The 18,593-nt window shown below is 64.9% G+C and carries 12 protein-coding genes; 3 read left to right on the top strand and 9 right to left on the bottom strand.

The annotated features are described in order from the left end of the window. Positions 1-188: 188 nt before the first annotated feature. The 7 genes from IPK85_00345 to IPK85_00315 form a co-directional block, all read right to left on the bottom strand. Complete coding sequence (locus IPK85_00345) at positions 189-2,573, bottom strand: Ig-like domain-containing protein (GenBank protein ID MBK8245855.1); 2,385 nt, start codon at positions 2,571-2,573, stop codon at positions 189-191. Between the two features lie 152 nt (positions 2,574-2,725). Beyond that, entirely contained in the window at positions 2,726-3,541 is an 816-nt protein-coding gene (locus IPK85_00340; GenBank protein ID MBK8245854.1) for a hypothetical protein, read from the bottom strand. Positions 3,542-3,789: 248 nt separating this feature from the next. Then, complete coding sequence (locus IPK85_00335) at positions 3,790-5,841, bottom strand: DEAD/DEAH box helicase family protein (protein MBK8245853.1); 2,052 nt, start codon at positions 5,839-5,841, stop codon at positions 3,790-3,792. Continuing rightward, on the bottom strand, positions 5,841-7,583 hold the full coding sequence (locus tag IPK85_00330) for a hypothetical protein (protein MBK8245852.1): 1,743 nt from the start codon (positions 7,581-7,583) through the stop codon (positions 5,841-5,843). The genes IPK85_00335 and IPK85_00330 overlap by 1 nt, the downstream gene beginning before the upstream one ends. Before the next feature lie 65 nt (positions 7,584-7,648). Further along, entirely contained in the window at positions 7,649-9,064 is a 1,416-nt protein-coding gene (locus IPK85_00325; protein MBK8245851.1) for a hypothetical protein, read from the bottom strand. An 18-nt stretch (positions 9,065-9,082) separates the two neighbouring features. Continuing rightward, the gene (locus IPK85_00320; GenBank protein MBK8245850.1) at positions 9,083-9,943 is read right to left on the bottom strand and encodes a hypothetical protein; all 861 of its coding nucleotides are present in this window, start codon (positions 9,941-9,943) and stop codon (positions 9,083-9,085) included. Positions 9,944-9,945: 2 nt separating this feature from the next. Continuing rightward, complete coding sequence (locus IPK85_00315) at positions 9,946-11,526, bottom strand: protein kinase (GenBank protein MBK8245849.1); 1,581 nt, start codon at positions 11,524-11,526, stop codon at positions 9,946-9,948. Between the two features lie 289 nt (positions 11,527-11,815). Here IPK85_00315 and IPK85_00310 point away from each other — a divergent pair, with 289 nt between their 5' ends. Next, positions 11,816-12,262, top strand: coding sequence for a sigma-70 family RNA polymerase sigma factor (locus IPK85_00310; GenBank protein ID MBK8245848.1), 447 nt, complete (start codon positions 11,816-11,818; stop codon positions 12,260-12,262). 833 nt (positions 12,263-13,095) lie between these two features. On the opposite strand, the gene IPK85_00305 is transcribed toward IPK85_00310, so the two are convergent. Beyond that, the gene (locus IPK85_00305; protein ID MBK8245847.1) at positions 13,096-13,398 is read right to left on the bottom strand and encodes a hypothetical protein; all 303 of its coding nucleotides are present in this window, start codon (positions 13,396-13,398) and stop codon (positions 13,096-13,098) included. 123 nt (positions 13,399-13,521) lie between these two features. Between IPK85_00305 and IPK85_00300 the strand changes: the two genes are divergently transcribed. Continuing rightward, on the top strand, positions 13,522-14,349 hold the full coding sequence (locus IPK85_00300; protein ID MBK8245846.1) for a hypothetical protein: 828 nt from the start codon (positions 13,522-13,524) through the stop codon (positions 14,347-14,349). A gap of 9 nt (positions 14,350-14,358) precedes the next feature. Here the strand turns inward: IPK85_00300 and IPK85_00295 are convergent, their stop codons facing one another. Then, complete coding sequence (locus IPK85_00295; protein MBK8245845.1) at positions 14,359-14,598, bottom strand: hypothetical protein; 240 nt, start codon at positions 14,596-14,598, stop codon at positions 14,359-14,361. A 153-nt stretch (positions 14,599-14,751) separates the two neighbouring features. On the opposite strand from IPK85_00295, the gene IPK85_00290 reads away from it, so the two are divergent. Further along, positions 14,752-17,310, top strand: coding sequence for a protein kinase (locus IPK85_00290; GenBank protein ID MBK8245844.1), 2,559 nt, complete (start codon positions 14,752-14,754; stop codon positions 17,308-17,310). Positions 17,311-18,593: the final 1,283 nt, after the last annotated feature.

Raw genomic sequence — 18,593 nt, 5'->3', positions numbered from 1 at the left:
GGGACCAACTGTGACCTATCGGCGTCCGCGCGCGGCCCAAGAGACAAACAGCAAAGGGGGCGACCACAGAGATGCCTGTCGTCGCCCCCTCCTTTCAGTCGTTGTTCGACGCCAGCGCGTCAGCGACAGATGATGTCGATGAAGGTGGCTACCGCAGCAGGCACGAGAGGGCCGATTGGGTGTCGTGGTTACCGAAGGGGTGGTACTCGCATGCCGGACCGCCCTTGGGACGGGGAGGGCACTCGAGGAAATGGAACGCGTCCGGTGGCATCTGGAGGCGCGCTAAACACGCTCAATAGCGCTGCGCTTGACGCATACTGCGATGTGAGAGTATAGCCGCCGCCAGTGGGTTCGATGCTCTCGATGCGCGCGTACCCGATCAGTCCGTCGCCAGCATTGGTCCAGGCTATTGCCGCGGGCGTTGTGCGCGTTCCCGCATGTGCGGCAACCTCTTGCCAGGCGGTGCCGTTCCATGTGTAGAGCACAACACGTGGAGTGAAGGCCGAACTGGACGCGCGCAGCGTAATCGTTTCGCCGGCGTTCACGGGGACGTAGAACTGGTCACCGGGTCGCCCGGCGGCGAGGCAGTCTCCCGGAGCGATCGTTTGCGAGAGCGCTCCACTCCCGACAAGGGTCGGCATTCCCAAGGCGCAGTTGTACAGGTCCGACGGGAGCTGCGACAGCGAGACGGAGAACGCGGCATGGCCGACTTGCGCCGAGTCGCGGAACGGTTCGAGGCTCAGCCGCGAGCCCGGGGTCATCCAGAGCATGGTGAACGATTGCGGCGATCCAACGGCAATGTTGTGAAGCCCAATGGTCCATCGGCCGCGGTCGAACGAGGTCAGCAGCCGCTCTCCGATCCAGAGCGAGTAGGTGCCCGTGGTGGAGGACGCCTGCACCCGATAGATCCCCGCAGGGACGACCTCCAGCAGGGAGCGCGTACCGTAGTATTGACCGACGCCAGTTCCGGTGGTCCAGAGACACGGTGAGCTGCTACCAACCTGACCGGAAAAAGACACTGGGAGTGCGAATGCCGATTGATACCAACAGGCCACGCGCGCGCCGATGCGCAGCGTGTCCCCCGACTCCGCCGACGTCACGCGCACGTGTGGCGCAAACGGCTCATTTGGGAGTCCCATTCGCCGGCCCTGCGTCCAGCTAAACCGGAACTCACCATTTGCGTCCGTGGAACCTCGTGATGGCGAGGTCGCACCGGAGTTATCCGTCACCGCCAAGTCGATGGGTACCCCGGAAAGCCGCGCGCCACTGGCGGGATCTGACGCCCGCACAACAAGTGGCTGCGTCAGCGTCTGTCCTTCGCGCGATGACTGTCCATCCCCGGAAATCGTCGAAAGGCGAACGAGAGGTAACACAGTCACGAGCACGCTGTCACCGACGGTCGAGTCAGCCGTTGCCACCGCGCGCACGTACGCGCTGCCGATCCCCACCCCAGTCACCGTTCCTGATGGGGCGACTGTCACGACCGCAGGATTGGTGGATGACAAACGAGACGTTCGTGGAACGGCACCGGTCGCTGCGACATCAACGGCGATGCCCGTAGACCGACCCGGTCGCAACACCATCGCTCTCGGACTGATGACAACAGAGAGTACCCCGTCTGCAACCACGACTGGCAGCGTCCTTCGAAGGGTGACGTCGGTTCCGCTCGCTGCCTGGGGTGCGTCAGCGGTCACCACGATGCTGGTTGCACCAGCGCGAATGCCCGTGACTACTCCATTCGACGAGACGGTGGCAATCCCGGGGTCTGCGGACTGAAAGGTGACGCGTGCGACCGCTGCATCAACCCCAAACGGCTGCACGGTGATCGATTTCGCGCGACCCGGCACCAGGTGCATCGGGACAGGGGAGACCGCGATGGAGTCAAGCGCTGGTGGGAGGACCGTCACCGGTATCTGTGCGGTGAGTGTGCTTGCCGAATACCCAGCGCCGGTACCCCTGGCCGTGACTTGGACTACTCCGGTCGTTGGGGAGATGCCCGTCACCATACCAGATGACGACACGGTGAAGCGGCTAGGGTCGCTCGAAGTGAACTGCCATTCCACGTTCACGGACGGCGCTGCACGTGATACCTGCGGCACGACGGTAAGGTTCGCGCCGATACCGAGTCTCACCTGCGCGGGCGACACACTGATCGTTCCAGACAGCGCAGGCGGTGGATTCTGAACGGTGATCGCGAGACGACGTGCGGGCAGTGACGTGGGCGCGGATTTGCTTCCCTCCGCGCTGACGTCGACAATCACTTCAGCGCTCCCCGCCGCGACGGCCGTCAGCGTGGCGGAACTGCCATCTCCGGCGACCGAAAGCACCGCGGGATTGCTGCTGCTCCAACGCGACGAAAGCCTGGCTCCCGGCACGAGTCCGATAGGGGAGAGGTCAGCGCGGGTCGACTCGCCCACGGACAGCGATGAGCGCCCTCCCTGTATCTGGATGGTCACGTCGGAGATCGAGGGTGACTTCGGCTCGGCCGGTTCGGAGCAGGCTACGAACGCATAGCTGAAGACTATCGACAGGACGCGGGCCAGCCGGCGGCCTGAGGGCGAGGCTGATGACATGAGGCACCTGGATGTGGAGGCGTGACATGGAGAGGCGCTCTTCGCCGGACCCGCTCGGGATCGAGGTGAGCGCCGGATTGTGTTCGGCGGATGCTCCGAGCTGGCGAGACGGGCGCGGCGGGCCTCGATAGTCCTCGGCCCTGGACGTTCGCCTACCGGGCCTTTAGCGCGCCGACGAACACGTTGGACTGGATACTGAATCCGGCGACGACCTGACCGTCGGTCAGGCCGCGCGCATTGCCGTCGAAGAAGTAGTAGTTCAGCCCGGCCTTGATGGAGTTGATTTGAAGGATCAGGCCGGTCTCGATACCGATGAACTTCTCCTTGCTCGTGTCGTACAGCCGCTCCTTCACGGAGCCGTTCGCTTTCGTGGCGAGGTCACCAAAGAGCTGACGGTAGGAAAGGCCGCCATCGAGCGCGACGAAAACCGGGTTGTCACCGACGGTTCCGCGCGCCAACACCCATGTGCCGAGCGCACCGAAACCCAATACGCCGACATCGGTGGTCTTGAGCACTGCGCCCTGCGGGTCGAGATCGGTGGCCCACCGGGACGACGCAATGCTGCCGTAGAAGTGGTAGCCGAGACCGTGTGTCGAATCCGGCGACGGCAGACGCCGGAACGAAACCAGCCCAGCGGAAAGCGCTCCACCGACTCCCGGTGCCACGAGGCGCGCCCCGTACCCTGCAGTGACGGTGTCCGGCGTATCCGCAATGTTGATCTGTCCCGAAAACACCGAGCGATACCGCGCCAGCGCGAATCCGACAGAGCCAGAGGCGGGAGTTCCGGAACCCTTCTGGTCGATCGCCTTTCTCACGTTGCCATCCGCGAAGAAGGCAAAGCAGCTGGCCGTCTGCGTGACTTCGCAACCGACCGACCGCGGAGCGTTCGCGCTGGCGAGTGTCTGGCCTTGGACGAAGGGTGCGATGACAAAGGACAACAACAGTGGTGCAATGATCCGGGTGCGCATGGAGCTCTCCAAGAGGCCCGAGCGGGAAGGCTCGGCGGAATCCGGCGCGTCGCGATCGCGGGTGCGTTCGCGCGCCAGACTCCAGATGCGCAGCCGGGGTCGAAGCTTTCCGTCACGCGCCCGCGTCCTGAGCGCGTGCGAGACACAGCATCCCTGTGGACCTCTCCGCCGGTCGAAACGTCGCCACTCATTGGCGACGCTTGTGCAAGCTCAGGCCAGCCGGGCGAAGACTCGAGAACTGGGCAGCCTCACCCGCTCAGCCGTTGATTGAGCGACTCCAGTCGCCTCCGCGCTACACGAAGTACCTGCTCCGCAAACGCCTCGCGCTCGTCCACCACATCCTCGTCGTCCAGCCTGGGCACCCCGCCCAGCAGCAGCCCAAAGGCGTTGATCCGTTGACGCATTACCCCTACCGCCTTCTCATCGCGTGTGCCACCAAAGGTGGGGTAGGCATAACGGATGGGTTGCCGCGTCTGCGCGGCCCACGAGTTGACGCGCCTTAGCCGGCCGTTGCGCTGCAAGGTGCGAATGGGGCTTGGATCGAGTTCGTAGTGGATGAGGTGCCGGCAGCAGCGATGCAGGTCGACCCCCTCGCTCAACCAATCAGTGGTCACCAGCACATCAGGCCCAAAGGGACTGTTGAAGAGCGCGAGCACGATGTCGGGTTGCCCAGTATAGAGGGTTGTGGGTCGTTCACCTTCGTCCTCCTTCCAGGTACCCATCACCCGGTGGCCATCATCCATGTGGCCCGGCCATTGAGATTCCCCCTGGCCAAAGGCACGCGTGTTCCGGGCGATGGCTCTGAGCACTGCGCGTGTGGAGGTGGACTGCTCGTCCAGCAGCTCGTCCCTCAGGCTCCGAGCTGCCTCGGCAATCGACGGCACTGGCGCGGCCGCCCCGCGGGGTCTTGTGGCTGAGAGCTGCCCTTGCAGCCTCCCCACGGCCAGCGCCGGCTTGCCCAGCCACCGGCTCACCTGCGCACACACGCCAGGTGAACACAACCAGTCAAGGATTGGCTCCATCAGCTCATCGCCGTCGCCGAGCATCCCCTCCCAAGCTTCGCGCCACACACGCACCGGCGGTGCCATGTCGCGCGCAGGCTCCACCTTGAGCGCGCCTTCCAGCTCAAGGAGCAGCTCAGCCGCGGTCGCCCGGTGATGACAGAAGACCAGCACCTTTTCGCCGGCATCAACTATCGGGCGAATGGCGTTTGAGACTGCTGCAATCTTTGGGTGCGGGGCGGCGCGTCGTTCCTTGAGCGCCGTGATGGCCGCCCCACCGTGGCGACGGACAATGGGATGTTCGGCGCGCGCAATCGCGCGATCGAGCGCTGTGGCCACATGGCGCCATCCGATGTGAAAGCGGGGATCGTTGCGGCGCTCTCCCCTGCGCTCCACGGTCAGGTGCAACAGGCGATCCATACGCAACAGGAGCGCCAGCTCCTCTGACGTGGCCGCCGCCGTAGCAATCTCCCAGCGCTCGGCCGCAATACTGCCAAAGTGTTTGCTCTCGGAGGGTGAGAGATCGTCGATTCCGTTTCGAATGACCCAAGGTCGTAGCTCATCGATCGCCACCCTGGCCGCAGTGACGAGCCGAGCTGATTCTGCCTGCACGTCGTGCCCGTTGCCGAGCTTATAGAGTCGGGCCAGATCGCTCGCGTAGCGGCGTACAGCCCGGAGACCGTCGGCACCGACGAATGTCAGGAGCTGCTCCAGTTCGGTGATGTTGATGGAGAAGGGCGTGGCGGTGAGGATCAGCTTTCGCCTGGCGCGGTCACCCAGGCTGCGCATCGCATCGTTGAAGGCACTGCCGTCGCCCTTGGCGCGGTGCGCCTCGTCGATGATCATCAGGTCGCAGGCGGTGCGCTGCTCGTTGTTACGCCGACTCTGGACCAAGGCATGATGCGTGGCCACCTGGATGCGGCCGGCGTTGAGCTTGCCCACATCACCCGGCTTGATGCGCTCCTTGCTGGCGCCGTACTGCCGCAACATTGGGATGTGTCGCTCGAGTTCCTCGGCCCAGCGTCGGCGAAGCACCTCGTTAGGGGCGTAAATGCGCACTCGCTTGTCCTGACAGGCAAGAACCCACGCGACCAGCGCTCCAACAGTAGTCTTCCCCAGTCCGACGTCATCTGCGAGAAGCACGCCACGTCCGGCGCTCATTCTTACAAGAATCTCCTTGGCAGTCGCGAACTGTCTCCTCAAGGGCTCGAGCAGCAACCCCCCTGTTTCCCGCTCGAGGTAGCGGGCTGGATTGTCGAGGAATCGCCATCGCCGGGCATCAAGCTTGAAGTCATCCATCAGGGACCTCCATCCAGGCGCCAGCCCAACTCCTCCACCACCAGCGCGTCCGCCGGACGGCCCCGGCGCGCAAAGATGTCGCGCAGCGCCCTGCCATCCTCCATGACTCGCTGCAGCTCCGAGTCATCGCCCGCTGCCTCCTCGAGGGCCACTTGCCACGCATCGACCACCTCGAATGCGGCGCGCCCATCGATCCATGCCTGAACGGCGTAGTCCGCCGCCGGTCCCGCGGCGCTGGTGACCATTGCTGCACCCATGAGCCCGGGGATTGTCTCTGGATCGATCACCAGCCGACCGTATCGCTGCAAAAGGAATGCGTCACGGAGCGCCTGCTGGAGTTCCTGGTCTACCTCGGGGAGCGGGGTCCCAGAAAGCTCGGAGGGTGCTCGCAGATCAACAACATCCACCCCGAGAATGTCCGTGCCCTGCGTGAAGCTCGCCGTGAGCGGGGGATGTTGGGCGCTGCTCCACATAAGCGAGGTTTCGCCGTCCACCAGCATTTCGCTCACCGTGGTGTTGTCCTGGAAGGTCACGAGCACGCTGATGGGTGTCTGTTCGTCGGTGCTATTCGCCTTGCATGTGACAAGGGTGCCATTCCAGGTCGCCTCTGCCCATTCGAGCGCTGGAGCGCCATCCTCGTCCATCTCCTCTTCGCTCCGGTCAACGCAGTAGGGGTGCGTTAACAAGGTGAACTGTTCCCGCTCGTGCTCAAGCGCGGTCCAATCGGTCTCGAAGGTGACACCAAGCTCGAAGTTTCGTGCCGCGGTTCGGCCGGCCCCCCACGCCGAGCTGCTCCAGTTGGCCGACGTGACGAGGAGGCGCCGCCTTCTCGTGTTGCGGCAACGGAGCAGGTAGAGCTTGGCGTGGTTCCAGCGCTCATCGCCCGCGCGGTGATCGTCGGAAAGCCTGAAGTCTGTTTCGAGCATCTCCAGCCGTACACCCGCGTGGTCGAGTGCCGCACGCGCCGGTCCGGAGAGCGACCATTGGCCAGGCTGTGCCCATGGATGAACCTGGGAGATCCACTTGAGGTGGACCTTGTCGGCGCTCACGCCCAGGTCCTCGCACCAGGCGCCGATTGTCCGGTGATTCCACTCGCCGATGGTGGGTGCGAGCACATGGATCTCCGCGGGGTCGTACTGGGCCAGTTGTCGGGCGGCACCCTTGCGGCCGGGTGTGCTGACGACAAACGCCGCATCCGCCGGACACTCAGCACGGGATAACAGGCTCACCAGTCGGTTGAGACGAGTCGAGGCTTCCGGGCCCGCCGACAAGCCGAGCACTTCGATGAAGCCCACCAGCTCCTTCCACGATCGCTGAGCCTTCCGCGTGCCACGAACAGCAAGCGGCAGCAGGGTACGCCATCCTGCTTGCAGCTGACCCTTGAACGCCGACTGCGTGAGGTTCGTGGACGAGACCCTGAGCTCAAGGGATTCGGTGTCGTCGTCGTTCTTCCAGTGGAAGGCCCACAACTTGGCATGCTGCACCGCACGCCCTGTGGCCCCGACGATGAAGTGGCTGACATAGCGTCCGAGCCATGGATACGGTGCAGGCAGTCGCGGACCACGTGCGGCCGTGGAGATGACGGTGAGTCGACCGTGAAGCGATTCGAGTGTCGAACCCAGTTCGGCGAAGAACAGTTGGCGATCCCTGAACTCCGGGGACAGGGCATAGCGGCAGCCCAAGAGAGCGGGAAGAAGGTGCTCTACCAGGAGGCCCGCATCTGGCTGCTCGAAGGTAGTCATCCACGCCTCGTGGAGGCGGCTACCCTCCGGCGACGCCGGGAGCGCGTCTTCCCAGCCTGGATCGGTCAAAGGTCTTCTTCCTCCATTTCGATCATGTCGCGCGCGAGCGGATCGCCAATCCCGTTCCAGCTGATCGCGTCGAGGATATCGTCCATCGGCGCGACGCCACACTGTCCCGCAAGGCACGAGAGCGAATAGAGCCGGAAGCGATAGTCGCTGGCTGCAATCCCCGTGTGGGCAACCAGCGGTTTGAGGCGTCCTTCCTGCTCGGTGAACCAGCGGCGCCCGCCGCCGTGCTCGAGGTGATGTCGGATCATCGCCCGAAGCTGCTGAACGGGAGCGGAAGCCGCCCGAACGCCTTCGGCGAGTTGAGTGATGACCTGATCGTGGGGAAAGGTTGACCGACCCGATTCGCTGAGCCAGGTGTCCGCACTCTCGCGCATCGTCTCCAGCCGGGTTCGTATCTCCGTTGACTTTGCGAGGTCCTGCACTGGTGGCGTTTGGGTGATCTGGGATGAATTGAGGTCGTCCCACAGCCCCCGCATCGTGTGCATGGCGGCATCGGCAAAGCGGGTGAACGCCGGAAGCGGCGCCAGAGACGCCGGTTCCACATGTCGCGCGAGGGTCGCCGAGGCTGCGATGGCTTCGCAGAGGGCGGGGTGCGAGGTGGCTCCCCTCGCTTGCGCCAGGACTGTGGCCGTTACGCGTCTCCTGGACTCGTTGGCGAAGAGTGCCCCTTCCAGAAGGATTCTCTCGGCGTCTGGAAGAGGCTGTGCGATTGCCTCGTTCGGCGTGGGGAGCCAACCGGTTTCCGGGCGAGATGCCCAGTTAGGCCAGCCGTGCTTTGTCCAGTAACGGGATTCGTCTCCGAGCCAGTGCCCCCACCGGGTCGCATTCTCGAAGTGCTCGTGGCGAAGCCGTGCTTCGGGAGGCAGGCTCTGGTTTGCGAGGTCTGCCAGACGGTGGGCCGTTGCGGCTGGCGTCCAGCCATCGCCGGTGGTGAGCCCGGGAAGGGCGCGGAGCATGACGCGATACGCGCCGTACGACCCTACCTGTCGGTAGCGTCGAAACTGGTCGGGACTCATTGCAAACTCCCGCTCGTTTCGGTCGTCCTTCCGCCAACGCTCCACGCTTCGCCTTCCGCGGAGCTGCCCAGTGGTCTGCCCCGCCTCCAGGGTGCGATCGATCCAAAGGAGTTCGAGCGGGCGGAGCCAGGCGTAGCGTGCGCGTTGGCCATCGCGGGTGGACAGGTCACCGCCGCCCGCCTCGCGCCAGACGATGTGCGACCACTTGAGGCACCACGACAACAGAGAGATCCACCGGGCGTCCGATGTACCGTTGCTGAGGCCCGGCGCGAGGAGGTCCGCGAAGTAGTCAGCGCCCGCACGCAGGCCGAGGGCATCGCCGCGACGTACGAGGACCGGGTCCCAGGGGGCTGTGAAGTACCATCCGGCGCCGTATTCGGGTGCTTCGTTCAGCATTCGTGAGGTATCTGGCGACTACTGAGCGCTGTTGGCCCGCAAGTACCTGCCCTCCACATACTCCCACCAGCCCGGCCGAGGCTCGATGTTCCCGAGCCTGGCGAATGCCTGCTGGTAAGTCACATTCAGGAAGTGCACGGCGTCGCCGGCGACGTGACTGGCAAAGCAGTCTACTTCGGCCGCATGGTTTCTCGCGTCGTCCCTGTCGGTGTCAAACCACAGGTAAAGCAGGGAATCGGCGCGCCGCGGTGTCCGCATGCTCGCCAACCCCAGCATGTGCTTCAGCAGCTGGGGAGCGTCGAGATGCTTCCAGTCAGGACTCAGAGTGTCTGCGAGTGCCTGCGCTCCGGGGAGTCCCGCTTCCATCCACAGACGCTGCCCCTCAGGAAGGTACCGCGGCGAGAGGGTGCGATGCCCCGTTGCGGATCTATAGGGCTCAGCAAACTTCGACTCGACCCCGACCAGCCGCCCATCAGCCAGCTCCAACAGAAGATCGAGGTTCGGAGAGCGCGGCTTGACGGGGTAGAGGTCGGGCTTGAACTCGAATTGCAGCTTGGCGATCGGGGCAGGAAGCCCAAGAGCGCTGGACAGCGCCGCCTTGTCCGCATCGCGCCAGGCATCGAAGAAGTTGACGGCGAGGGCGGACGAGGAGGCGAGGGCCCGCATTTTCGCGGGGCGATTCTTGCCCGTGCGGAACTCGCTATCGTGCAACTCCGACCCGTCGCCCCGATCGAAGTCTGCCCTCGTTTCGGGATGCAGCCTTCGCTCGAAGACATTGTCGAGGATTGCGGGCAGGTAGTGCGTGTGGTGGTGGTCGCGGGGCAGGGTGCTTGCCCACTGGTCCTGTTGACGACTGATGAGGGCAGCGGACTCAGACATGCTCAGGCAAGCTGGGCGAAGGCGCGAGCTGCTTCCATCGCACTCCCTGGCCGGTCGGCTGCATGTGGAGCCACGCACTGCATTATGATGGCATCCAGGGCGGCAGGGATGGTTGGCCGCACCGAACGCGCCGGCGTTGGAGCCTCCCGCAACTTCTTTAGGACGCCGTCGCCGGACTCCGGAAAACACGGCTGTCCCGTCACCCACTCGTAGAGCATCACGCCAAGCGTATAGAGATCGCTGGCCTCGTCCAACTGCACGGTGCCAGTGAGCTGTTCGGGGCTTTGGTAGCGCGGTGATCCGAGCGATACGACGGTGGATCGTTCATCCGAGGAGCGACGGCTGAGCAGGGCCTGGCCGAGTCCGAGGGAGATGATCTCGACGTGATCACGCGAGAAGCCGATGAGGCGCGGCCGGAGCATTCCGTGGACGACGTCGCGCTGGTGAGCGGCGGCGAGCGCCTCGGCCAACTGAAGACCCACCGCGATAACGTCGGGGATGCGCGCCGCTCCTTGTCTCATGCGTTGCTTGAGCGTCTCAGCGGGGCGACGCGCAGTCACCGTGACCAGGGCGTCTGCGGTGGCCCGGACGGCGAGCACGGGAACGACGCCCGGATGGACGACCGACGCGGCGCCATTCATCGCTTGCGCGAAGGCTGATGGGTCCGTGCCAGCGGCAACGCGTGGTTGGATCAGGCGCACCTCGACCGGTGCGGCCGTGGTGACCTTGGTGCCCTCGAAGACGAGCTCGAGCGACCCTTCATCGCGAAGCGGGCCGAGTCGGTAGTCCGAGCCGAGCGCGCGTGTGACGATGGATGTGACTCCGACCGGTTCGAGCTTCCTGTTGTCACCGCCACTGCCGCCGCCACTGCCGGTGTTGCCCTTCGTGAGCCGTTCGATCCAGGTCTCGATGGCTGGATCAGCAGGGTCGCCGTCCACCTCGCTGCGGTTCTTTGCGGCGTGCGCCACACTGAGGGCCCGGTCGGTATCACCCGCTTTGACCAGCAGCTCGATGAATCGCAGGATCACTGCGGTGTTGTCGACCTCCATGCGCACCAACTTCTCCCACCAGCGGACCGCGTCGCCGTGGTGGCCATGTCGCCCCGCCTCCGAGGTCAGTGTCTCCACCGCCCTCCGAAACTCGGCCGCGTAGTGCGCGCGAACCGAGAGCAGACGTTGCTCGAGCTCCGGTGAGTCGCCCGTGCGCAGGCCGACGGCGAACGGCCCGTCATAAATCTCGACAGCCGCTGCGAGTCGGCTGCTGGCGATGGCCGCTTCGAACGTGGCAATGTCGGCAGTGACAGTGGCCGTGTTGAGGGCCACGGTCATCGTCCCGACGAAGAGCTCCTTCTCGCCCAGTTCGCGGCGCGTCCGGCTGAGCAGCTCGTCGAGGGAATGCCGAGCAGAGGCGTCTGGGGAATCCGGCCAGAGGGTGGCCGCCAGGAGGGCGCGATCGATCCCGCGTTTGCCCGCGGCCGCGAGGAGGGCGAGCAGCGCAGGCCGCTGCCATCCGCGCAGGGTCCAGGGGACAACGACCCCGTCCCGCGTGAGGGCAACACCGCCGAAGGTGGCGAGTTCGAGCATCGGCGGAAGATGGGCTCAGGGGTGCCCGCCGCCACCCCCTTGCCTCTGCGGTAGCCCGTCGTTTGAGGAATCGTTGAGGAGCCAGTGAGGGGGGTGGGCGACGATGGGGTCCCAAATGCCCCTCGCCCACATGGAACGCCCCCTCTTCGCCTCACGGTCCGTCGACCGCTGCCCCGCCACAGCAACTGCCAACGCCCTGGAGGTCCTTCGAGCGTCGGACCCAGCGGCCCCGCTCTCGGAAGCGGCGCAGGTAAGCCTCCAGCATCTATATGTAACGTTCGCGTCTCCTATGTGTACCGCCGGGGAACGCCTCATCGGGGACGAGGCGCTGGACGTGGTCCACGAGATCTTCATGGACCTGCCGCGGCTCCTGGCTCAGTACCGGGGTGACGGATTGTCCGGCTGGCTGCGCCGAATCGTGGTGACGCGCAGCCTGATGAGGATGCGGCGCCGGAAGCGGTTCGTGGATGGTGACATCCCGAAGGACGCCGCGGTTGGCCACGACCCGTCGCGTGACATCGAGATGCACCATGATGTGCATGCGGCACTCGGTCGCTTGCCGGTGAAGCTGCGGGAGGTGGTGGTGATGAAGTACTTCCTGTCGATGAGCCACCAGGAGATCGGCGAGCTGCTGGAGATCACGCCGACGGCCTCGGAGCTGCGGCTCTTTCGAGCGGTGAAGCAGTTGCGCGCGGCGCTTGGTGATCAACCAGGCGCCCTACGACCCGCGGCCTGAAAGGAGAGCGATGAACCGTGCATCCAGAGTGGACGGGCCACGCGGCCTTCACCTGTTCAGGCGGATCCCGTGCGACGTCGAGGGACATGAACGTCTGCGCCGTCTGGCCGTGTGCCCATCGACAGGCGTCGGGCGTGATGGGCGCTGATCAGGCGGAGGCGACTGGTGAGCACAGGACAGATCACGGTCTGGACATCGGACCCCTCGCCGTCGCCGATAGAAGTGCTTGTCGATGGAGTGGTCGTGGGTCAGCTCACGGCGTATCGCACGGAGCCGCCCGTGTGCGGAACGCACTCAGCTGGGGCAGTGACGGTGACGAGGGCGCCCGGTCGCATCCAGCTCAGCGCGCGCGAGGTCGCCGGATCTGGGCACTGGGAGTCGGCAGACGTCGCCGTGTCACGCGGGCGATGTTCCACGATCGAACTGGGTTCATGAGGGGAGCGGTGAGTAGCGCCGCCCTCTGTCGTGCCATCCTTGCAACCACACTCCATGCGCTCCTCGCGCTCTCCTGCGGCCGGCCGCCGTCGCACGAGCTCCCGCCGTACGGCGCAGGGTCTCACCTGCTGGACGTGCCGAGCGGCACGCGCAGTATAGAGGTTGCGGGAGCCCGCGGCACCTCGATTAGCTGCTGGCTATTGGGGAACGAGGGACGGGTCCTCCGCTCGGGCAGCCTTGGGCACGATCACTGCGTCCTGCAGATCGATACGGCGGGAAGCTATCGGGTGGATGTGGAGAATCTGCGAGCGGCGCCGGTGCGATACGCGGTCCGGTTGCGGGAACGACGCCAAGGGCAGTAAAAACACGCAGTCGTTCGCCCGGACCGCGCCAGTCCGCTATTGGGTATCAAAGACCGCCTTTAGGACCTTCGCTGCATAAGCACCATACTCGCTCCCCTTTAAGAGCTCGTCCATCACCTCCTCGTCTCCACCTTTGGTTGGCCTGCCGAGGTGGCCTCGAAGCAGATTCGCCTGATGCTGATCCACAATGAAATCGACCTCGATACGGAAGAAGTGCGCGACAGCCTCCCGCTCCTGATAGTCGTCCACGACCATCAGGTTCACGCGCCGAATCCCCCGGCAATCGTCGGATCGAACTTTCCCCTCGTCTTGGATCTTGCCCTTCTTCTTCGCCGCCATGTCGATACCCCCTTGAATAGATAATTGACGGGCCTAGGCTACCCCCGGCTCGCGCTGCTTGCAAGGTCTGCACGCGAGCTGTTGCCGTGTAACAGTCGTTCGCTAAGGCACAAGAACCTCCACATGCATCCACGCATCATGCAAACACCAAACGCCTGTGTGGTTGACGGTGCGAACGCGGAACCGCTCCCGCAATATCGCAAACTCTTGTCTATGAACCTCGTGAAGGCGCATCAATGGCGCTACGACGAGGTGACCGGTTTTGCAGATCTGGTTCCCTCTGTCATGATCGCGACCGCCGGTGGGTCGCCCAGCGCCATCGAGGTGATCTCGCACGGTGCGCCCACTTGGCATTTCGGCCTTGGAGCGAAAACCGTCCCTCTGCTGGCCGCAGCGCTTACCACGCAAGGGCTCGCGGCGCCCGGTGCCCAGGTGTATCTCACCGGATGCAACACGGGCCTGCGCGAGCTCGGTTACTGTGTGGCAGACCACCTCGCACAGAGCCTCCCTGGCGTGGTGGTGCACGGGGCCGCAGGCTTCGTCGTCGCCGGTTGCGCCGCCCTCGGTAATGCGGAGGTGGTCGCGGAGTGGGAGTTCACGCATTACGGCGCGGCGAGGAATGCCAGCCACCCCGGCTGTTGGAACTCCTTCTGCCACGCTGGTGGTGCGGACTCCCAGCAGTTACTCGCCGCGACGAGCGCCCTCACCCTCGTCGTCGAGCCGCGACAACTTGCCCAATCGTGGGAGGAGTCAGTGCCGACAGAAGCCCCAGCCATTGATCTACTGATCGGGCCCGATGTCACTGGGCAGATCGAGACACCGATGGGTCCGACCGAAGTGGAGGTCTTGCTCAAGGGAAGGTTTGTGCGAGCGACCGAGCAGCCGGGCCTGCGCCGTGTGCGCGACCCGGAGGCGCTCTGGCGCGCCGTCCGGGTCACGCGGATTCGCTAGCAAATGCGACTAAGCTCCAAAAGCAGAACGGATCACGGCCACGGCTGAATGATACTGGGCCTGAATCGCCTCTGAGGCCGACCCGCCTGGCTTCGGGAGTTTACCCTCAAGCAGTCTGATCACACCGGGGTGGTCGCCATCAACTAGGAGCTTTCGCAGCCCTTCGGCGTCGCCCCCGAGGGGGATGTCGAGCTCGATGCGGAAGAACGGATCCGGCACCTTGTCGTTGACGAAGTCGTCGACCAGCATCCGATTCACTCGGCGTATGCCAAGCGGCGGTCCGTTGGGGGTGGGTTCAGTCACTTGCCGTCTCCTTGCTGAGGGGTGGGTCCTGCGTCTCGCGCGATGCTTCCGGCGAGTCTATACTCTGAGGGACAACGTTCGACAGGGGCCGAGTCGCGGATGGCGTCCGACAACGAGGGTGGGGACGAGCTGAGGTCGGAGCTCCAGCGGGCCTTTCCGCAGGGGAGCCTGGTCGGACCTGAGCTCGGACGGGGGGGCGCGGGCCGCGTGTTCCGCGCGGAACGGCCAGGCGAGGGCCCGATTGCGGTGAAGGTCTTGCGCCCCGAGTTCGGAGGACGACTCGCCCGCGAGCGCTTCCTGCGTGAGGTGCAGCTTGCTGCCCGGATCTCACATTCCAACATCGTTCCGGTCATCGGATGGGGACAGACGGCTACCTCAGTGTTCCTGTGTATGCCCTTGCTGGAGGGAGGCACGCTGAGAGACCGACTGCGCAAAGGCGGTGCTACGACAGTCGCAGAGGCGCTGCGCGTGGCGCACGCCATCGCCAGTGCCTTGGACGAGGCGGCCGGTGCAGGGATAGTCCATCGGGACGTCAAGCCCGAGAACATCCTCTTTGCACCCGATGGCACGCCCCTTCTGTCGGACTTTGGCATCGCAAAGGCGGTTGAGGGGTCGGTCGACGATCCCGAGACGTACTCGCAGCTGGCTATCGGCACACCGGCCTACATGAGCCCCGAGCAACACGCGGCTGACGGGGTCCTCGATCCACGCTCAGACCAATACGCCCTGGCCTGCGTGGTTTATGAGATGCTCACGGGGGCCCCGCCCTTTCAAGGTGCAACGCCGGGCGGCATCCTGCGACGCAAAGTGCTGGACCCAATGCCATCGATCCGGACGGTGCGTCCGCGCGTGGCGCCGGAGATCGAAGAGGCGGTCCAACGCGCCCTCAGTCCTGTGGCTGCAGATCGCTACCCAAGCGCGGGGTCGTTTGTGCTGGCGATGAGGAAGGGGAGGACCGTCCGTCGCCCAACTATCTGGTTCATGGCTGCAGCGGTCGGGGTCCTCGCACTCGGGGGCGCCCTCGCAAAGCTGCGCCCCCCGGGTCCTTCCGCCGACGTCCCCATTCGCGTGGCAGTCGTCCCCTTCGAAGTGCCGGCCGCCGATACCGAGCTCCGTCCTGTCGGCGCGCTCGCCGCCGACTGGATGAACGAGGGACTCGCCCGCACCGGGCTTGCGCGCGTCGTGCCGACCGTGTCGATGCTCGAGCTCTTGCGGTCTTCGTCCGAGGGCGGTCCGGTGCTGTCAGCCGTTGATGTCGCTGCGGCCACCTCGGCTGAGGTACTGGTGACCGGTCGCGTCTACCGGCTCGGGGACTCGCTACAGTTTCACGCCGAGGTACGGCGGGTGGCATCGGGCGAACTCCTCGGGTTACTCACGCCGGTTAGTGCCGCGATGGAGAATCCCATGCCCGGCATCGCCGAACTGCGCTCCCGTATCCAGGGGCTGCTTGGTTCGAGCCTCGATGCCCGGCTCGCAGCCAATGCGGCCGCTGGAGCGACCCCTCCTCGCTATGAGGCATACCTCGCGTTTAGCCGCGGGCTCGAGCGCTATGTCGAGAACGCATTTCCCGATGCCTCCCGGGAGATGAAAGAAGCGGCACGGCTCGACAGTTCGTTTGTTGTGCCTCTGTTGTTTGCGTCGATCGCGGAATCGAATCTCGGCCGCTTTCGCGAGGCGGACTCCCTGGCTCGGCTGGCAAGGTCGTCCGGCGACGCTCTCAGCCCCACGCATCGTATCTGGGTCGAGTATCGCCTGGCTCTTCTCAACGGCGACCAGCAGGCGGCCCTCAAGTATGCACGGTGGCTCTCGGAAGATGCGCCGGGGACGAAGGCGGTCTACAACTATGCGGTGGCAGCCTATGAGAACGGCAGTTACGCGGAGGCAATCGTAGCCTTGCGATCGCTGGATCCGGCGGCGGGTGCCATGCGAGGGTTCGTGGCCTGGTATGACTTGATCACCGCTGCCTACCACCAGGTGGGCGACCTGCGTGCCGAAGTCCGATATGCGGCGGAGGCGCGCCGGATGTACCCCACGCGACGGTTCGCTCTGGCATCGACCGTTCGGTCAGCCGCAGCGCTGGGAAACGCTGCGGAGGTTGAGCGCGCACTCGCCGACGCGGCGACTTTGACCTCCGACCCCCGAAACACCCCCGTAGGATCGCTCTGGCTGACTGCGGCACTCGAGGCGAACGCACATGGACACGCCGCGATGGGACGTGCCCTGGCGCGAAAGGCGTTTGCAGCCCCTCCGGCAAGCACCTTCAGCCTCGAGGAGCGAGCGGCGCTGCAGGTGCTCGCGGATGAGCCGGCGCAGGCGCGGCGCACATTGGAGCCGGCGTATCACGCGCATCAGCTGACCTTCGAGGGCGTTGGGACCTACGGATCTGCCGCACTGCTCAGCGGCGATACCGCCACAGCCTTGGCCGTAGCGCACGCGCTGTCGATGGATACGACGAAGTACGTGTATGGAGAAGCTCGTATGGCGGAGGCCCGGATTCGGGCGATGCTGGCTCAGGCCGACTCCGCCATCAGCCTGCTTAGAGAGTCACTGCGCCAGGGCTCGGCTCACGACCAGTGGCTGCATACGATGCTGGAGCTGCAATCGCTTCGACGCGACCCACGATATCGCAGCCTCGATTCGTCGATCGTGGCACGTTGACCTGACAGGGCGGGGTGGACGAGCACCGGGCGCGCGAAGAACTCAGGGCGTCGGTGCCCTCATCTCAGAGCGCAGGTGAGCGGAACGCCCCGCGCTCTCGTGCACGAGTCAGTGTCATGCGATGTCACTGCTTACGGTTACGCGTCCAGAGCTGCCGCCGTGTGTGTGCAAGGTTACAGCGTGTTGTACATCGTCGTGCCAAGCCCCAGATGCAGAAGCACCACCGCCTGAGTGGCCAGACTACCATGGAGCTTGCAGAAACGCCGCTGAGCCGATTGACCCACGAAATGAAGGAAAGCGGGTCGCTCCGGGCATCCTCACACGAACGCCAACCAAGGTACCTCCGACTATACAGAAGCACCAAGATCACGACGGCCGCAATGCAAAGCCGACATGTGGGGCCGGCATTGCAGGGTTGGACCAAGACCTTCCCGGAGGGGAGGGAGGCAGGTCAATTGCGACCTCCTGAGCCGACCCCTGTGACACGTACCTCAACCGCAAGCCGTACCTGCAGGCGATCCACCACCCACGATGCGCGAAGAGGTCACACGTGTCACTGCCGAAGTCTCGTTTCGTAATGGTCGTCAGCCGTACGCGAGTGGAGCGACGTGCAGGACGGCACTACGCTCACACTGTCGGCACCTACACCTGCTACTGGGACGGAGTCGCGCTTCCCCTCCTCAGCGGACAAGTCGTTGAGCGAGATGGCCCCGGCGACAATACGACGGCGATCGGTGATGCACGGGATCGGCGCATCGCGGCAGGAGAGTATCCCCTCGCCATACAGGCTGGCCCGAAGTACCGCACGTCAGGATACAGCAGTGGGATAAGCCACGGCGATCCCCCGTCCGGGCCTTCTCTTGACTGGGACAGGTCAACGAACTGCGATCCTCATCCACCCTGCCAGAGACTACCTTTGGAGTGTAGGATGCCTCAATCTCGCCTCGGGCCTAACCGATGCATCGTCCCCGATTCACTTCGGTGACAGCCGTGCCCGAGTCGTCGCCGTGATCGACGCGATGCGAGCACGGTTGGGAGCACGTTTCTCAACTGTCGCGGGCGCGACTATTCCCGATGCTATGACACTCATCGAGGGGGAACCATGATCGGATGGGCCACGGCCAACAAGCAAGTAGGAAGACCCGCCCGAGTCTGGCGTCGCTTGGCGCCCAGTGTGATTCTGGCTGCTCCATGTAGCGTGTTCGCGCAGCCGCGCGCTGAGGTACCACGGTTGCTGCTGGGAAGCGCGCTCATGGAGGTCGGCGCCGATGGCCTGACCGAGC

Source organism: Gemmatimonadota bacterium (genome assembly GCA_016712265.1).
Lineage (GTDB): Bacteria > Gemmatimonadota > Gemmatimonadetes > Gemmatimonadales > Gemmatimonadaceae > RBC101.
The sequence above is the reverse complement of the archived record's forward strand: the minus strand, read 5'-3'. Positions and strand labels throughout refer to the sequence as shown.